13 protein-coding genes are annotated in these 16,932 nt (G+C 54.3%); 9 read left to right on the top strand and 4 right to left on the bottom strand.

The features are described 5' to 3' along the window. The first annotated feature begins 77 nt into the window (after window positions 1-77). The 8 genes from lolA to HCH49_RS09115 all read left to right on the top strand — a co-directional run bounded on the left by lolA (window position 78) and on the right by HCH49_RS09115 (window position 9,648). Entirely contained in the window at window positions 78-692 is a 615-nt protein-coding gene (lolA, locus tag HCH49_RS09150) for an outer membrane lipoprotein chaperone LolA (protein ID WP_023310983.1), read from the top strand. Between the two features lie 9 nt (window positions 693-701). After that, window positions 702-2,045, top strand: a complete 1,344-nt coding sequence (gene rarA, locus HCH49_RS09145; protein ID WP_029739490.1) for a replication-associated recombination protein RarA — start codon at window positions 702-704, stop codon at window positions 2,043-2,045. A gap of 92 nt (window positions 2,046-2,137) precedes the next feature. Beyond that, the gene (serS, locus tag HCH49_RS09140) at window positions 2,138-3,430 is read left to right on the top strand and encodes a serine--tRNA ligase (RefSeq protein ID WP_008499983.1); all 1,293 of its coding nucleotides are present in this window, start codon (window positions 2,138-2,140) and stop codon (window positions 3,428-3,430) included. A 211-nt stretch (window positions 3,431-3,641) separates the two neighbouring features. Beyond that, window positions 3,642-6,086 carry a dimethylsulfoxide reductase subunit A gene (gene dmsA, locus HCH49_RS09135; RefSeq protein ID WP_221702547.1) on the top strand — a complete coding sequence of 815 codons (2,445 nt, stop codon included), beginning with the start codon at window positions 3,642-3,644 and terminating at the stop codon, window positions 6,084-6,086. Window positions 6,087-6,096: 10 nt separating this feature from the next. Beyond that, the gene (locus HCH49_RS09130) at window positions 6,097-6,714 is read left to right on the top strand and encodes a DMSO/selenate family reductase complex B subunit (protein ID WP_021240882.1); all 618 of its coding nucleotides are present in this window, start codon (window positions 6,097-6,099) and stop codon (window positions 6,712-6,714) included. A gap of 1 nt (window position 6,715) precedes the next feature. Continuing rightward, a complete protein-coding gene (locus tag HCH49_RS09125) occupies window positions 6,716-7,579 on the top strand; it encodes a dimethyl sulfoxide reductase anchor subunit family protein (protein ID WP_029739492.1) in 864 nt (287 codons plus the stop codon). 275 nt (window positions 7,580-7,854) lie between these two features. Beyond that, entirely contained in the window at window positions 7,855-9,003 is a 1,149-nt protein-coding gene (locus tag HCH49_RS09120) for an MFS transporter (protein ID WP_048979716.1), read from the top strand. Between the two features lie 123 nt (window positions 9,004-9,126). Beyond that, entirely contained in the window at window positions 9,127-9,648 is a 522-nt protein-coding gene (locus tag HCH49_RS09115; protein ID WP_023310990.1) for an anti-virulence regulator CigR family protein, read from the top strand. Window positions 9,649-9,683: 35 nt separating this feature from the next. Here the strand turns inward: HCH49_RS09115 and pflA are convergent, their stop codons facing one another. From pflA to ycaO, 4 genes are all read right to left on the bottom strand, one after another. Further along, window positions 9,684-10,424, bottom strand: a complete 741-nt coding sequence (pflA, locus tag HCH49_RS09110) for a pyruvate formate lyase 1-activating protein (RefSeq protein ID WP_023310991.1) — start codon at window positions 10,422-10,424, stop codon at window positions 9,684-9,686. Between the two features lie 204 nt (window positions 10,425-10,628). Next, entirely contained in the window at window positions 10,629-12,911 is a 2,283-nt protein-coding gene (gene pflB / locus HCH49_RS09105; RefSeq protein WP_033145088.1) for a formate C-acetyltransferase, read from the bottom strand. A 51-nt stretch (window positions 12,912-12,962) separates the two neighbouring features. After that, window positions 12,963-13,820: a formate transporter FocA gene (gene focA / locus HCH49_RS09100; RefSeq protein ID WP_221702546.1), complete on the bottom strand. Its 858-nt coding sequence runs from the start codon at window positions 13,818-13,820 to the stop codon at window positions 12,963-12,965. A gap of 406 nt (window positions 13,821-14,226) precedes the next feature. Beyond that, entirely contained in the window at window positions 14,227-15,987 is a 1,761-nt protein-coding gene (ycaO, locus tag HCH49_RS09095; RefSeq protein ID WP_221702545.1) for a 30S ribosomal protein S12 methylthiotransferase accessory factor YcaO, read from the bottom strand. A 127-nt stretch (window positions 15,988-16,114) separates the two neighbouring features. Here ycaO and HCH49_RS09090 point away from each other — a divergent pair, with 127 nt between their 5' ends. Further along, window positions 16,115-16,807, top strand: a complete 693-nt coding sequence (locus tag HCH49_RS09090; RefSeq protein WP_023310994.1) for a DUF421 domain-containing protein — start codon at window positions 16,115-16,117, stop codon at window positions 16,805-16,807. Window positions 16,808-16,932 lie beyond the last annotated feature (125 nt).

The following is a 16,932-nucleotide window of genomic DNA, read 5'->3' as shown; positions in this document are numbered from 1 at the left end:
CTGTCGCCTGCCTTCGGGCAGGTCCAGAATAGAAGACGGAAACCCCATATCGGGAAGACGTATTTTAAGGAATAACAATGAAAAAAATCGCCATCGCCTGTGCATTACTCACCAGTTTTGTCGCCAGCAGCGTCTGGGCTGATGCAGCCAGCGACCTTAAAAGCCGACTGGATAAAGTAAGCAGCTTCCACGCCAGCTTCACGCAAAAAGTGACTGACGGCAGCGGCAACGCGGTGCAGGAAGGTCAGGGAGATTTGTGGGTAAAACGCCCAAATCTGTTCAACTGGCACATGACCCAGCCGGATGAGAGCATCCTGGTCTCTGACGGCAAAACCTTATGGTTCTTCAACCCGTTCGTTGAGCAGGCAACGGCGACCTGGCTGAAAGATGCCACCAGCAATACGCCGTTTATGCTGATTGCTCGTAACCAGTCCAGCGACTGGCAGCAGTACAATATTAAACAGACGGGTGACGAGTTTGTCCTGACGCCGAAAGGCAGTAACGGCAACCTGAAGCAGTTCACCATTAACGTAAGCACCAACGGTACGATTAATCAGTTTGGCGCGGTTGAGCAGGACGATCAGCGCAGCAGCTACCAGCTCAAGTCTCAGCAGAACGGCGCCGTTGATGCATCGAAATTCACCTTTACCCCGCCGCAGGGCGTAACGGTGGACGACCAACGCAATAAGTAAGAGGCGTGAGTGGGCAATCTGTCGCTCGATTTTTCAGATAACGCGTTTCAACCTCTGGCCGCCCGTATGCGGCCAGAAAATTTAGCGCAGTACATCGGCCAGCAGCATCTGCTGGCTGCCGGTAAGCCATTGCCGCGCGCCATTGAGGCCGGGCATCTTCACTCCATGATCCTCTGGGGACCCCCTGGCACCGGCAAGACTACGCTTGCAGAAGTTATCGCCCGCTATGCCAACGCGGACGTTGAACGTATCTCGGCGGTCACCTCCGGCGTGAAAGAGATCCGCGAGGCGATCGAGCGTGCGCGGCAGAACCGCAACGCCGGGCGGCGTACCATCCTCTTCGTGGACGAAGTCCACCGCTTCAACAAGAGCCAGCAGGATGCCTTCCTGCCGCATATTGAAGACGGCACGATCTTCTTCATCGGTGCGACCACCGAAAACCCATCGTTTGAACTGAACTCGGCGCTGCTTTCCCGCGCGCGCGTTTACCTGCTCAAATCGCTCACCACCGAGGATATCGAAAAGGTTCTCACCCAGGCGATGGACGACAAAGCGCGCGGCTACGGCGGGCAGGATATCGTTCTGCCTGACGACACGCGTCGTGCGATTGCCGAGCTGGTAAACGGTGATGCGCGGCGTGCGCTGAATACGCTGGAAATGATGGCCGATATGGCCGAAGTCGACGATGCCGGGAAGCGGGTGCTGAAGCAGGAGCTGCTCACCGAAATTGCGGGGGAGCGCAGCGCGCGTTTCGATAACAAAGGCGACCGTTTTTACGACCTGATCTCGGCGCTGCATAAGTCCGTGCGCGGCAGCGCGCCGGATGCGGCGCTTTACTGGTACGCGCGCATTATCACTGCGGGCGGCGATCCTTTGTATGTCGCGCGTCGCTGTCTGGCGATTGCGTCAGAAGATGTCGGCAATGCCGATCCTCGCGCCATGCAGGTTGCGCTGTCGGCCTGGGACTGCTTCACCCGCGTTGGACCTGCGGAAGGCGAACGTGCCATTGCGCAGGCGATTGTTTATCTGGCCTGCGCGCCGAAAAGCAATGCGGTTTATACCGCCTTTAAAGCGGCGATGTCCGACGCGCGTGAACGTCCGGACTACGATGTGCCGGTTCACCTGCGTAACGCGCCGACCAAACTGATGAAAGAGATGGGATATGGGCAGGAGTATCGTTACGCTCATGATGAACCCAATGCCTACGCTGCCGGGGAGGAATATTTCCCGCAGGAGATGGCGCAAACGCGCTATTATCACCCCACAAACAGAGGTCTTGAAGGCAAGATTGGTGAAAAGCTCACCTGGCTCGCCGGACAGGATCAAAATAGCCCTATAAAACGCTACCGTTAGTTCAATCGTTGCGGTAATGTTGGCAATGTATCCTTGTGGCCGCAGGCTGTGGTCACATTTTCCTATTTTAATTCGATAAGCACAGGATAAGCATGCTCGATCCCAATCTGCTGCGTAATGAGCCAGACGCAGTCGCTGAAAAACTGGCACGCCGGGGCTTTAAGCTGGATGTAGATAAGCTGCGCGCTCTCGAAGAGCGTCGTAAAGTTCTGCAGGTACAAACTGAAAATCTGCAGGCAGAGCGTAACTCTCGATCGAAATCCATCGGCCAGGCGAAAGCGCGCGGGGAAGATATTGAGCCATTACGCCTGGAAGTGAACAAACTGGGTGAAGAACTGGATCAGGCGAAAGCTGAGCTGGACGTTCTTCAGGCCGAGATTCGTGATATTGCCCTGGCTATCCCGAATATTCCTGACGACAGCGTGCCTGTCGGCAAAGATGAAAACGACAACGTTGAAGTGAAACGCTGGGGTACGCCTCGTGAGTTTGACTTCGAAGTGCGCGATCACGTGACGCTGGGCGAAATGCACGCGGGCCTGGACTTTGCGGCAGCGGTTAAGCTGACCGGCTCCCGTTTTGTGGTGATGAAAGGCCAGATTGCCCATCTGCACCGCGCGCTGGCGCAGTTCATGCTGGATCTGCACACCGAGCAGCATGGCTACAGCGAAACCTACGTGCCGTATCTGGTCAACCACGATACGCTGTACGGTACGGGCCAGCTGCCGAAATTTGCCGGCGATCTGTTCCATACCCGTCCGCTGGACGAGGAAGCAGACAGCAGCAACTACGCGCTGATCCCAACCGCTGAAGTGCCGCTGACTAACCTCGTGCGTGATGAGATCATCGATGAAGACGACCTGCCAATTAAGCTGACGGCACATTCACCGTGCTTCCGTTCTGAAGCAGGTTCTTACGGTCGCGACACGCGCGGTCTGATCCGTATGCACCAGTTCGACAAAGTTGAGATGGTGCAGATCGTCCGTCCTGAAGAGTCCATGGACGCGCTGGAAGAGATGACCGGCCACGCTGAGAAAGTGCTGGAGCTGCTGGGCCTGCCGTACCGTCGTATGGCCCTGTGCACCGGTGATATGGGCTTTGGCGCCTGCAAAACCTTCGATCTGGAAGTGTGGGTGCCTGCTCAGAACACCTATCGTGAGATCTCCTCCTGCTCTAACGTCTGGGATTTCCAGGCGCGTCGTATGCAGGCACGCTGCCGCAGCAAATCTGACAAGAAAACCCGTCTGGTGCATACCCTGAACGGTTCTGGTCTGGCTGTGGGCCGTACGCTGGTTGCCGTGCTGGAAAACTACCAGCAGGCAGACGGTCGTATTGAGATCCCTGAAGTGCTGCGCCCATACATGAAAGGCCAGCAGTACATCGGCTAATTCTTTGCCTCACAACAAAAAAGCGCCTTTGGGCGCTTTTTTTATGCCTCTGAATTGACACGACGCAATACCACCTCCCTCTAAAGTAGTAATACTCCTCCGAATGAAAGTCAGCAGAAAAAGCTGATTACGTAAAAATTCGTTGTATATAAAAATACATAGCGGTTTGCGCCGCCACTCTTTTCTTTGTGAGCAACCAAAGTGAGTCTCTATGAAAATCAACGCGCCTGAAGCATTAATGGCTGCCGAGGTCACTCGCCGTGGGTTGATGAAAACCACGGCAATAGGCGGCCTGGCCGTAGCCAGCAGCGCCTTCACGCTTCCTTTTACCCGACTGGCCTCAGCGGCTGATGCACTATCCCCAGCCTCAGCTCCGGAAAAAGTGGTGTGGAGTGCCTGTACCGTAAACTGCGGTAGCCGTTGTCCGCTGCGTATGCACGTGGTGGATGGTGAAATAAAATATGTCGAAACCGACAATACCGGGGACGATAACTATGAAGGGTTACATCAGGTTCGCGCCTGTTTGCGCGGCCGCTCAATGCGTCGTCGCGTGTATAATCCGGACCGCCTGAAATATCCGATGAAGCGCGTCGGTAAGCGTGGGGAAGGGAAGTTCGAGCGGATTAGCTGGGATGAAGCCTACGACATTATCGCCACCAATATGCAGCGCCTTATCAAAGAGTACGGCAACGAATCCATCTACCTGAACTACGGCACCGGGACGCTCGGCGGTACGCTGACCCGCTCCTGGCCACCGGGTAAAACGCTGGTGGCACGTCTGATGAACTGCTGCGGCGGTTATCTTAATCACTATGGTGACTACTCATCGGCGCAGATTGCTGCGGGCCTGAACTACACCTACGGCGGCTGGGCGGACGGCAACAGCCCGTCCGATATCGAAAACAGTAAGTTGGTCGTCCTGTTCGGTAACAACCCGGGCGAAACCCGCATGAGCGGCGGCGGGGTAACCTATTACCTCGAACAGGCCCGCGCCAAATCCAATGCCCGCATGATCATTATCGATCCGCGCTATACCGACACCGGCGCCGGACGTGAAGACGAGTGGATCCCAATCCGTCCGGGTACCGATGCAGCGCTGGTCTCGGCGCTTGCGTGGGTAATGATCGCAGAAAACCTCGTCGATCAGCCTTTCCTGGATAAATACTGCGTCGGCTATGACGAGAAAACCCTGCCAGCCAGTGCGCCTGCTAACGGTCATTACAAAGCCTATATTCTCGGGCAGGGCAGCGACGGCGTGGCGAAAACGCCCGAGTGGGCGTCCACCATCACCGGTATTCCGCCCGAGCGTATCGTTCAGCTGGCGCGTGAGATTGGCTCGGCCAAACCGGCCTACATCAGCCAGGGCTGGGGACCGCAGCGCCATGCGAACGGTGAAATCGCGACTCGCGCCATCTCCATGCTCTCCATTCTGACCGGCAACGTCGGTATTCACGGCGGTAACACCGGCGCGCGTGAAGGCTCGTATGAAGTGCCGTTTGAACGTATGCCGACGCTGGATAACCCTGTTCAGACCAGCATCTCCATGTTTATGTGGACCGATGCGATCGAACGTGGTCCTGAAATGACCGCCCTGCGCGACGGCGTGCGCGGCAAGGACAAGCTGGACGTGCCGATCAAGATGATCTGGAACTATGCCGGTAACTGTCTCATCAACCAGCACTCCGAAATCAACCGCACCCATGAAATCCTGCAGGATGATAAGAAGTGCGAGATGATTGTGGTCATCGACTGCCACATGACCTCCTCGGCGAAATATGCCGATATCCTGCTGCCGGACTGCACGGCCTCTGAGCAGATGGATTTCGCGCTGGACGCCTCCTGCGGCAACATGTCCTACGTGATCTTTACCGACCAGGCGATTAAACCGCGCTTCGAGTGCAAAACCATTTATGAGATGACCTCTGAGCTGGCGAAACGTCTTGGCGTTGAGCAGCAGTTTACCGAGGGGCGTACTCAGGAAGGGTGGATGCGCCATCTGCATGAACTCTCCCGTAAGGCGGTCCCTGACCTGCCGGATTTCGATACCTTCCGCAAGCAGGGTATGTACAAACAGCGCGATCCGGAAGGGCACCACGTGGCGTACAAAGCGTTCCGTGAAGACCCGCAGGCGAACCCGCTGACCACGCCGTCGGGCAAAATCGAAATCTACTCCGAAGAGCTGGCAAAAATCGCGTCGACCTGGGAGCTGCCGGAAGGGGACGTTATCGATCCGCTGCCGATCTACACGCCGGGTTTTGAAAACTATAACGATCCGCTGACGGCGAAATTCCCGCTGCAGCTGACCGGTTTCCACTACAAAGCGCGCGTGCACTCCACCTACGGTAACGTCGACGTACTCAAGGCCGCCTGCCGTCAGGAGATGTGGATCAACCCGATGGATGCCAAAGCACGCGGCATCAGCAATGGCGATCGCGTGCGTATCTTCAATGGCCGCGGCGAGGTGCACATTGAGGCCAAAGTGACGCCGCGCATGATGCCAGGCGTGGTGGCGCTGGGGGAAGGGGCCTGGTACAACCCTGATGCCAACCGCATCGACCAGGCGGGCAGTATTAACGTACTGACCACGCAGCGTCCGTCGCCGCTGGCGAAGGGCAACCCATCCCACACAAACCTTGTCCAGGTTGAAAAGGTTTAAGGAGTAGCCGATGACAACCCAGTATGGATTTTTTATTGATTCCAGCCGTTGCACCGGGTGCAAAACCTGCGAGCTGGCCTGTAAAGATTACAAAGACCTGACTCCTGACGTCAGCTTCCGCCGCATCTACGAATACGCCGGGGGCGACTGGCAGGAAGATAACGGCGTCTGGCATCAGAACGTCTTTGCCTATTACCTGTCGATTGCCTGTAACCACTGTGAAGATCCGGCCTGCACCAAGGTCTGCCCGAGCGGGGCGATGCACAAGCGTGAAGACGGCTTTGTGGTGGTGGACGAAGATGTCTGCATCGGCTGTCGGTACTGCCATATGGCGTGCCCGTACGGCGCGCCGCAGTACAACGCCGCCAAAGGTCATATGACCAAATGCGACGGTTGCCACACCCGCGTGGCGGACGGCAAAAAGCCGATTTGCGTCGAGTCCTGTCCGCTGCGCGCGCTGGACTTCGGCCCGATTGAAGAGCTGCGTCAAAAACACGGTCAGCTTGCCGCAGTGGCACCGCTGCCGTCTGCGCACTTCACGAAGCCGAGCATTGTGATTAAACCTAACGCCAACAGCCGTCCTACAGGTGACACCACCGGCTACCTGGCAAATCCGAAGGAGGTGTGAGATGGGAAGTGGATGGCATGAATGGCCGCTGATGATCTTCACGGTCTTTGGCCAGTGCGTGGCGGGCGGTTTCATTGTGCTCGCGCTGGCGCTGCTGAAGGGGAATCTCAACGCTGAACAGCAGCAGCGTTTAGTGTTGAGCATGTTTGGCCTGTGGGTGCTGATGGGGATTGGGTTTATCGCCTCTACGCTGCACCTGGGTTCGCCGATGCGCGCGTTTAACTCTCTGAACCGCGTGGGGGCCTCATCCCTCAGTAACGAGATTGCCAGCGGGGCAATTTTCTTTGCCGTCGGTGGGCTGGGCTGGCTGCTGGCCGCTTTGAAGAAATTGCCTGCGGGTCTGCGCAGCCTGTGGCTGATCGTGACCATGGTGCTGGGCGTGGTGTTCGTGTGGATGATGGTGCGCGTCTATAACACCATCGATACCGTTCCAACCTGGTACAGCGTCTGGACGCCGATGAGCTTCTTCCTGACGATGTTTATCGGCGGGCCGCTGCTGGGCTACCTGCTGCTGCGCGTGGCGGGCGTAGACGGGTGGGCAATGCGTTTGCTGCCGGCTGTTTCGCTGCTGGCGCTGGTGGTGAGTGCGATGGTCGCTCTGATGCAGGGGGCAGAACTGGCAACCATTCACAGCTCTATCCAGCAGGCTTCTGCCCTGGTGCCGGACTACGGTTCTCTGATGGCCTGGCGCATCGTTCTGCTGGTCGCTGCGTTGGTATTCTGGATTGCTCCTCAGCTCAAAGGTTATCAGCCTGCGCTGCCGCTGCTGTCACTGGCCTTTGTGCTGGTCCTGGCGGGTGAACTGATTGGCCGCGGTGTGTTCTACGGCTTGCATATGACCGTTGGTATGGCTATCGCCAGTTAACGTTGCATTGAGTTATATCAAGCCGGGCCTGAGTGCCCGGCTTTTTCTTTTTTCGATCATGAAATTTTTCGACTGTCGTTTTGTTTTAATTTCGCCCATTAATAAATAAAAACAGACACATAATTAATATCTACAGCAGGCGTGGCATTAGCAGGATAAGTTTTTTAAATCGACAGGGAACATATTGTGCGAGGCGGCTAAATCAGTGGATTGACTTTGTTTTTGCCAGTGGCATGATGCGCACGAAATCTGAACTTCCTCACGGTTTTTAATCCATGACCACCTATACCCGGCCAGTGCTTCTGTTGCTCTGTGGCCTGCTTCTGTTGACCCTGGCGATCGCAGTGTTAAATACGCTCGTCCCGCTATGGCTCGCCCATGAAAACTTACCGACCTGGCAGGTGGGTATGGTCAGCTCGTCCTTTTTTACCGGGAACCTGCTGGGTACGCTAATGACCGGGAGCCTGATTAAGCGCTTTGGCTTTAATCGCAGCTATTATCTGGCTTCGCTGATTTTCGCCGCCGGGTGTGCCGGGCTGGGCCTGATGGTCGGCTTCTGGAGCTGGATGGCATGGCGCTTTATCGCAGGCGTAGGCTGCGCGATGATTTGGGTGGTGGTTGAAAGCGCGCTGATGTGCAGCGGCACCTCCCGCAACCGCGGACGCCTGCTGGCGGCCTATATGATGGTTTACTACGTCGGCACCGTGCTGGGTCAACTGATGGTCAGCAAGCTGCCAACCGATCTGATGAGCGTTCTGCCGTGGGTAACGGGCATGGTGCTCGCCGCGATCCTGCCGCTGCTCTTCACGCGCATTGTGAACCAGAACAGCGAGCATCAGGAATCGACCCACGTCTGGCCGATGCTCAGACTCCGTCAGGCGCGTCTGGGCGTTAACGGCTGCATTATCTCGGGGATTGTACTGGGCTCGCTCTATGGCCTGATGCCGCTCTATCTGAATCATCAGGGCGTCAGCGATTCTGGAATTGGCTTCTGGATGGCGGTGATGGTGAGTGCGGGGATCGTCGGGCAGTGGCCGATTGGCCGTCTGGCGGACCGCTTCGGTCGTCTGCTGGTGCTGCGCGTGCAGGTCTTTGTGGTCATTATGGGATGCCTTGCCATGCTCAGCAACGCCGCGATGGCGCCTGCGCTGTTTATTCTCGGGGCGGCTGGCTTTACGCTCTATCCGGTCGCGATGGCCTGGGCCTGTGAGAAAGTTGAACATCACCAGCTGGTAGCAATGAACCAGGCGCTGTTACTGAGCTATACCATCGGCAGCTTATTAGGCCCGACGTTTACCGCGATGCTGATGCAGAATTACTCTGATAACTTATTGTTTATCATGATCGCCAGCGTATCGTTTATTTATCTCTTAATGCTGCTGCGCAAAGTGGGAGAACACCCAACGCCTGTGGCTCATGCCTGATTAATTAAAAGCCTGTCGATGACAGGCTTTTTTGTCCCTGTCACAACTAAGAGTTTTACTTATTGTTTGTTTATTGCGCCAGGCGATAATTCATGTGAGTCCTACCACTATAAGGCAGCAATCATGTCTATTCGTCGTTTTTCCACTACCGCACTTGCCGTAGTGTTGTCTTTAACGTTTGCAACGGCTCCGGTCATGGCTAATCCTGGAAACGGGAATGGCGGTGGTCACGGAAACGGTGGCGGGCAAGGTAATGGCGGTAATCATGGTAACGGAAATTCTGGTAACCATGGCAATAAGCAAAATAACGGTCAGGATAACCCTGGAAAATCGGATAAAAGCTTTAAAAGCAGTAAAGATGTCGGTAACGATGTCGACGCTCGCGTGAGCTTCGATCATGCCCGCCATCTGGCGCTGAATTATGGCCTAACGGGCTATGACTCTCTGCCTCCGGGTATCGCGAAAAACCTGGCGCGCGGTAAGCCGTTGCCTCCGGGCATTGCGAAGAAAACCGTGCCGGCCTCAATGCTGGGTCAGCTTCCTTCCTACCCTGGCTATGAATGGCGCGTGGTCGGAGACGACCTGGTCTTAATTGCGCTGAGTACAGCCATTGTGACGTCCGTTATTAACGGCGTCTTTAAATAGAATATAAAAAAGCCCGGTTTTCACCGGGCTTTTCTTTAATACATCACCTTGTGGCCGTACTGTTCAAGAATACCTTTGACGCGTTCCATCGTCTCTTTTTTTGGCGGCTTCACGCCATCAAGTTTGTACTCTTCGCCCATCGCCACCCATTTATGTTTACCCAGCTCGTGATAGGGCAGAAGCTCGATTTTCTCGACGTTGCCCATGTCGCGGGTAAATTCCCCGAGGCGGTGCGCGGAGTCGTCGTCATCTGACCAGCCGGGAACCACCACGTAGCGGATCCAGGTTTTGATGCCTTTATCGGCAATGTATTTGGCAAATTCCAGCGTGCGGTGGTTTGAGACGCCAACGAGGTTCTGGTGGATCTCATCGTTCATCTGTTTAAGATCGAGCATCACCAGATCGGTCACTTCAAGCAGCTCGTCGATAACCGGATCGTAGCGGCGCACAAAGCCGTTGGTGTCGAGGCAGGTATGAATGCCTTCTTTATGGCAGGCGCGGAACCAGTCGCGGACAAATTCGGCCTGCAGAATGGCTTCACCGCCGGATGCGGTGACGCCGCCGCCGGACGCGTTCATAAAGTGGCGGTAGGTCACCACCTCTTTCATCAAGTCTTCAACGGTCACTTCTTTACCGCCGTGCGTATCCCAGGTGTCACGGTTATGGCAGTACAGGCAGCGCATCAGGCAGCCCTGGAAAAAGGTGATGAAACGGATACCCGGGCCATCGACGGTGCCACAGGATTCAAAGGAGTGAATGCGACCAATAATTGACATTGCGGTGATATCTCCAGCATCGGCCCGTCCGGGGCCTGAGTATGCACAGCTCAAAGCCGGCTGTGTTGAAGTCTGTTTTGGCTGATATCCATAGAGTATAGATAGCGGACAAAAGAGACTGAGGTGGAGAGGGTGCTAAAAAGGCCCCACTGACGTGGAGCCTTTATTGTACGCTTTTTAACGCGTGATTTCAGTCAATTCCACTTACATGGACTGAGTGAAAGTACGGGTGATAACGTCCTGCTGCTGTTCTTTAGTCAGGGAGTTAAAACGTACTGCGTAGCCAGATACGCGGATGGTCAGCTGAGGATATTTCTCAGGGTGTTCCATCGCGTCGAGCAGCATTTCACGGTTCATGACGTTCACGTTCAGGTGCTGACCACCTTCGATGGACGCTTCGTGGTGGAAGTAACCATCCATCAGACCCGCGAGGTTAGTTTTACGCACTTCGTCGTCTTTACCCAGCGCGTTTGGCACGATAGAGAAGGTGTAAGAGATACCATCTTTCGCGTAAGCAAACGGCAGTTTAGCAACGGAGGTCAGAGAGGCAACCGCACCTTTCTGGTCACGACCGTGCATTGGGTTAGCACCTGGGCCGAATGGCGCGCCAGCACGACGACCGTCTGGGGTGTTACCGGTTTTCTTACCATACACAACGTTAGAGGTGATGGTCAGAACAGACTGAGTCGGGATAGCGTTACGGTAAGTAGTCAGTTTCTGAATTTTCTTCATGAAACGTTCTACCAGGTCAACCGCCATGTCATCAACGCGAGAGTCGTTGTTACCAAACTGCGGATATTCACCTTCGATTTCGAAGTCTACAGCCAGGCCGTCTTCGTCACGAATTGGTTTAACTTTCGCATATTTGATTGCAGACAGGGAGTCAGCAGCAACGGACAGACCAGCGATACCACACGCCATGGTGCGGATAACGTCACGGTCGTGCAGCGCCATCAGAGAGGCTTCGTAGCTGTACTTGTCGTGCATGTAGTGGATAACGTTCAGCGCAGTGACGTACTGTTTAGCCAGCCAGTCCATGAAGTGATCCATACGTTCCATGACTTCGTCGAAGTTCAGAACGTCGCCTTTGATCGGCTCAGACTTAGGACCAACCTGCATTTTCAGTTTTTCATCAACGCCGCCGTTGATTGCGTACAGCATGGTTTTCGCCAGGTTTGCACGCGCACCGAAGAACTGCATTTGTTTACCAACAACCATTGGGCTTACGCAGCAAGCGATAGCGTAATCGTCGTTGTTGAAGTCCGGACGCATCAGGTCATCGTTCTCGTACTGCAGAGAAGAGGTATCGATGGACACTTTAGCCGCGAATTTCTTGAAGTTCAGAGGCAGTTTTTCAGACCACAGAACGGTGATGTTCGGCTCCGGAGAAGGACCCATGGTGTACAGGGTGTTCAGGAAGCGGAAGCTGTTTTTGGTTACCAGAGTACGGCCGTCAACGCCCATACCACCGATTGATTCTGTTGCCCAGATTGGGTCACCAGAGAACAGCTCATCGTATTCAGGAGTACGCAGGAAGCGAACCATACGCAGTTTCATGACCAGGTGGTCAATCATTTCCTGAGCGTCTTGCTCGGTGATTTTGCCTGCTTTGATGTCGCGTTCGATGTACGCATCCAGGAAGGTGGATACGCGACCGAAGGACATTGCTGCACCGTTCTGAGACTTAACAGCGGCAAGGTAGCCGAAGTAGGTCCACTGGATGGCTTCCTGAGCGTTGGTCGCAGGACCAGAGATATCGCAGCCATATTTAGCAGCCATCTCTTTGATCTGACCCAGCGCGCGGTGCTGTTCAGCGATTTCTTCACGCAGACGGATAGTCGCTTCCAGGTTTACGCCATTTTCCAGGTCAGACTGCAGGGAAACAAACTGCGCGTACTTGTCTTTCATCAGGAAGTCGATACCGTACAGCGCAACGCGACGGTAGTCACCGATGATACGGCCACGGCCATACGCATCTGGCAGACCAGTCAGAACGCCAGATTTACGGCAGTTCAGGATGTCTTTGGTGTAAACATCGAATACGCCCTGGTTGTGGGTTTTGCGGTATTCGGTGAAGATTTTTTTCAGCATTGGGTCCAGCTCGCGGTTATACGCTTTGCAGGAACCTTCAACCATTTTGATACCACCGAACGGGATGATTGCGCGTTTCAGTGGTGCTTCAGTCTGCAGACCAACGATTTTCTCAAGGGCTTTGTTGATGTAGCCAGCATCGTGAGAAGTGATGGTGGAAGCAACGGAGGTGTCAAAATCAACTGGCGCGTGAGTGCGGTTTTCCAGTTTAACTCCTTCCATTACGCTGTCCCACAGCTTGGTGGTCGCGTCAGTTGCGCCAGCCAGGAAGGATTCGTCACCTTCATACGGGGTATAGTTTTTCTGAATGAAGTCACGTACGTTTACTTCATTCTGCCAGTCACCTTTCGCAAAACCTTCCCAGGCTGTGGCTAACTTTTCATTAAGCTCGGACATGTAACACCTACCTTCTTAAGTGGATTTTTTATTTACTGCCTGAGAAAACCATCAATGATGATCGTCGCCACGCAGGTAAATGACCCAGTATGTCAACCCAACTAACAGACCCCCACCGATAATGTTCCCGATAGTGACAGGGATCAGGTTATCAATAATGAAATTCATAATAGTCAGGTGAGAGAAACTTTCCGGGGATGAACCAACTGCGGTCCAGAACTCCGGGCTTGCAAAGTCGCGGATGACAATGCCCATTGGGATCATGAACATATTCGCGATACTGTGCTCAAAGCCGCTGGCAACAAACATCGCAACCGGCAGAACCATAATTAAGGCTTTGTCCATCAGGCTACGACCCGAGTAGCTCATCCATACAGCCAGGCAGACCATCAGGTTAGCGAGGATGCCGAGAGCAACGGCTTCGATAAATGTGTGGTGCATTTTGTGGTCGGCGGTTTGCAGGACGTTAAGGCCCCAGCCACCGTTGGCGGTCATGTACTCGCCAGAAAGCCACATCAACAAAACAAAGAGCAGACAGCCAACCAGGTTACCCACGTAGACGTTAAGCCAGTTACGTGCCAGCTGACCCCAGGTAATTCTTCCGCTGGCCTTTGCCACGACAATAAGCACCGTTGAGGTGAAGAGGTCGGCGCCGCAGATGACGCAGAGAATCAGACCCAGTGAGAAGCAAATGCCGCCAATCAGTTTGGCCATGCCGAAAGGCATTCCGGCAGTACCGGTGGTGGCGGTGATGTAGAAGACGAAAGCGATAGAGATGAACACACCAGCCGTGATCGCCAGATAGAACGTCTTCATCGGGTGTTTCGTTGCTTTATAGACACCCGCTTCTTCGGCAACTTTGGCCATCGCAGCAGGGAGTAAAAGATCAAAAGGGTTGTCAGCTTTCACACTAACTCTCTCTTTATTAAGTCGGCGACGAGATACTAACAAAGCATTATAGAAGAGAAATTGATATAGATCATATCTCGCCTGGCTTATAGGCCCGCAGTGTGTATGGTTTTACAGCAAATGCGGAGTAAGTATTTGATTATCCGTATAAAAATAAATTTTAAAAGTTATGAAAAGAGTTGAATTTTTTCGTTCAGCCACCTCTGACGCAGTTAATTAATATGGAGTATTTACCATAAAAAGTAACAGTAAAGCCCAGGTAAATATTATTATATTTACCCATGTTTAACTTTATTATTACAATCAACAGTCATTGCCGAAGAAAATAAAAAACGGGGCAATGAAATTGCCCCGTAATATAGCCCAGACGATTGAATACGCCTACAGCTGGTAATGTTATGTGCGCTTATTTTGACCAGTAAGCGGCTTTTGCTTTCTGCAGTTTTTCGTAGGCCTTCAGCAGCGACTGATGCGCCGGGAAGGCTTTCAGATCGCTATCAACAGCCTGCAGGCCATAGAACGGCTCTTCGCCGCTCAGGGCTGCACTGGCTGCTTCTACGGCCTCAGCTCCGTACATCCGCACGAAAGCATTCAGGTATTGCAGCGGCTCGCGATCCTCTTCCTGGGCCAGCAGCAGCAGGGTTTGCAGGCAGCGGTAATAATTGGTGCGCTCGGCAGAGAAGACCGACTGGTTGAATTCCATGGTCCACTCGGTCCAGGCCAGGGCCTGATCCAAATCGCCACCCGCCAGGGCCAGCATCGCTTTCAGCTCACCGATGCGCAGGGTATACCAGCCGTTGTCTTTACCGGTCGCCAGGCCCAGCAGTTCGCGTACGCGGGTAAAGTCATCGTGGCCTTCTTCGTCCAGCTGGGCGATCAGGTTCAGATAATCTTCTTTCTCCCACTCGCTGCCCGGCAGAGCCAGCAGCGTTTCGCGCAGGTGCGCGCCCATGCTGTTATTGGCCAGCCACAGATCTTCAGCCGGGTAGATGTCGGACATGCCCGGAACGATAATGCGGCACGCGTAGACGCCAAGATGTTCGTAGTCGGCAATGTAAACTTCCTGATTTTCCGCGTTGAAGATAGCCATCAGCGTGGTGAACTCTTCTTCCGTGGTACCGGCAAAGCTCCAGTCCACGAACGGGTAGTCGGCGTCCTGCTTGAACATATCCCAGGAAATTAAACCGCTGGAGTCGATGAAATGGGTTTCAAGGTTGGTATGCTCGGCCACTTCTTCATCGTCAAACGTTGGCGGGGTGAAGACGTCGAGATCTTTCAGGCTACGGCCCTGCAGCAGCTCGGTAACGGTACGCTCCAGCGCCACGCCGAAGTCAGGGTGCGCGCCGAATGAGGCGAAGCAGGTACCGTTGGTCGGGTTAAACAGCACGACGCAGATAACCGGATACTTACCGCCCAGCGAGCCGTCATAGGCAAAGATTGGGAAACCTTCGGCTTCCAGCTTGGCGATGGACTCCACTACGCCCGGGTAGCGCGCCAGCACGTCTGCCGGAATTTCAGGCAGGCTGATGGATTCGGCAATAATGCGGTTTTTAATGTGGCGTTCGAAAACTTCAGACAGACCCTGCACGCGTGCTTCATTGCGGGTGTTACCGGCGGACATACCGTTGGACACATACAGGTTGCCGACGATGTTCATCGGAATATATACGGTCTGCTCGTCAGACTGACGGGTGAACGGCAGGGCGCAGATCCCACGGTCTTCATTGCCAGACTGCAGATCGATCAGCATGCTGGCGGTCAGTTCGCTGGCTGGATCGTAGAAGGCACGCAGGCGCGCGTCGAGAATACCTTCCGGCAGCTCGTCATCTTCGGTCAGCGGGAACCATTTTTCATTTGGATAGTGAACGAACGGGCCGTTAGCGATGGTTTCGCCCAGCCAGAAATCAGCGAAGAAATAGTTGGTGGACAGACGCTCAAAATACTCACCCAGCGCAGAGGCCAGTGCCGCTTTTTTCGTCGCGCCTTTACCGTTGGTAAAGCACAGGGCACAGTCTTTATCGCGAATATGCACGGACCAGACATGAGGCACCGGATTGAGCCAGGAGGCTTCTTCGATGTTAAAACCCAGGTCGGTCAGTTTCTGCTGGAAGCGAGCGATGGAATCTTCCAGAGCGGCGTCTTTGCCGGGGATAAACGTTTGAGTCATGGCGTTCACTTTTATCGTACGTAAAGCGCGCAATGATACGGGTTTTGCGTGACGGGTGCTATCTTCGGCGAAAATAAAAGGCTGGGCTATGCTTAGTGGCAGTAACTGACTGTTAAGGCATAGAAAAATGAAAGCATTTGATCTCCAGCGGATGGCGTTTGATAAAGTTCCTCCTGAATTTCTGGGCGAAGTGGCGCTGCGCAGCCTGTATACCTTCGTCCTCGTCTTCCTGTTTCTTAAAATCACCGGCCGCCGCGGCGTGCGGCAGATGTCGCTCTTTGAGGTGTTGATCATCCTTACGCTGGGCTCGGCGGCGGGTGACGTCGCCTTTTATGACGACGTGCCGATGGTGCCGGTGTTTATCGTTTTTGTCTCACTGGCGCTACTTTACCGTCTTGTCATGTGGCTGATGTCGAAAAGCGAAAAGCTGGAAGATCTGCTTGAAGGGAAGCCGGTCGTTATCGTCGAGGACGGACAGCTGGCCTGGGAAAATGTACAAAGCGCCAATATGACCGAGTTTGAGTTCTTTATGGAGCTTCGCCTGAACAGCGTTGAACAGCTCGGGCAGGTGCGTCTGGCGATCATGGAAACCAACGGGCAGATCAGCGTCTATTACTATTCTGACGACGAGGTGAAGCCGGGACTGTGTATCCTGCCGGATATGCTCATTGAGCGTTTCAGAACGGTACCGGAATCAGGCGAGTATGCTTGCGTAAGATGTAGCCATGTTGTCGCGATGCAGCCGGGGGATCGTCAATTATGCCCCCGCTGTGCAAATCCGGAATGGACGAAGGTTAGCCGGGCCAAACGCATCACCTGACAGCCATTTTGTCGGTTTTGTCCTGGCGAGGCGGCAGATTGTTTTGTGTGACGCGGGGCACATTTCGCGGGTCATAAGTTTTAGACATTGCGGCGCGTGTCACTGAATGATAAAACCGATATCCA

Source organism: Enterobacter sp. Y17, from assembly GCF_019730495.1.
Lineage (GTDB): Bacteria > Pseudomonadota > Gammaproteobacteria > Enterobacterales > Enterobacteriaceae > Enterobacter > Enterobacter asburiae_B.
Note: the sequence above shows the minus strand (reverse complement) of the source record. Positions and strands in the feature narration are given on the sequence as shown.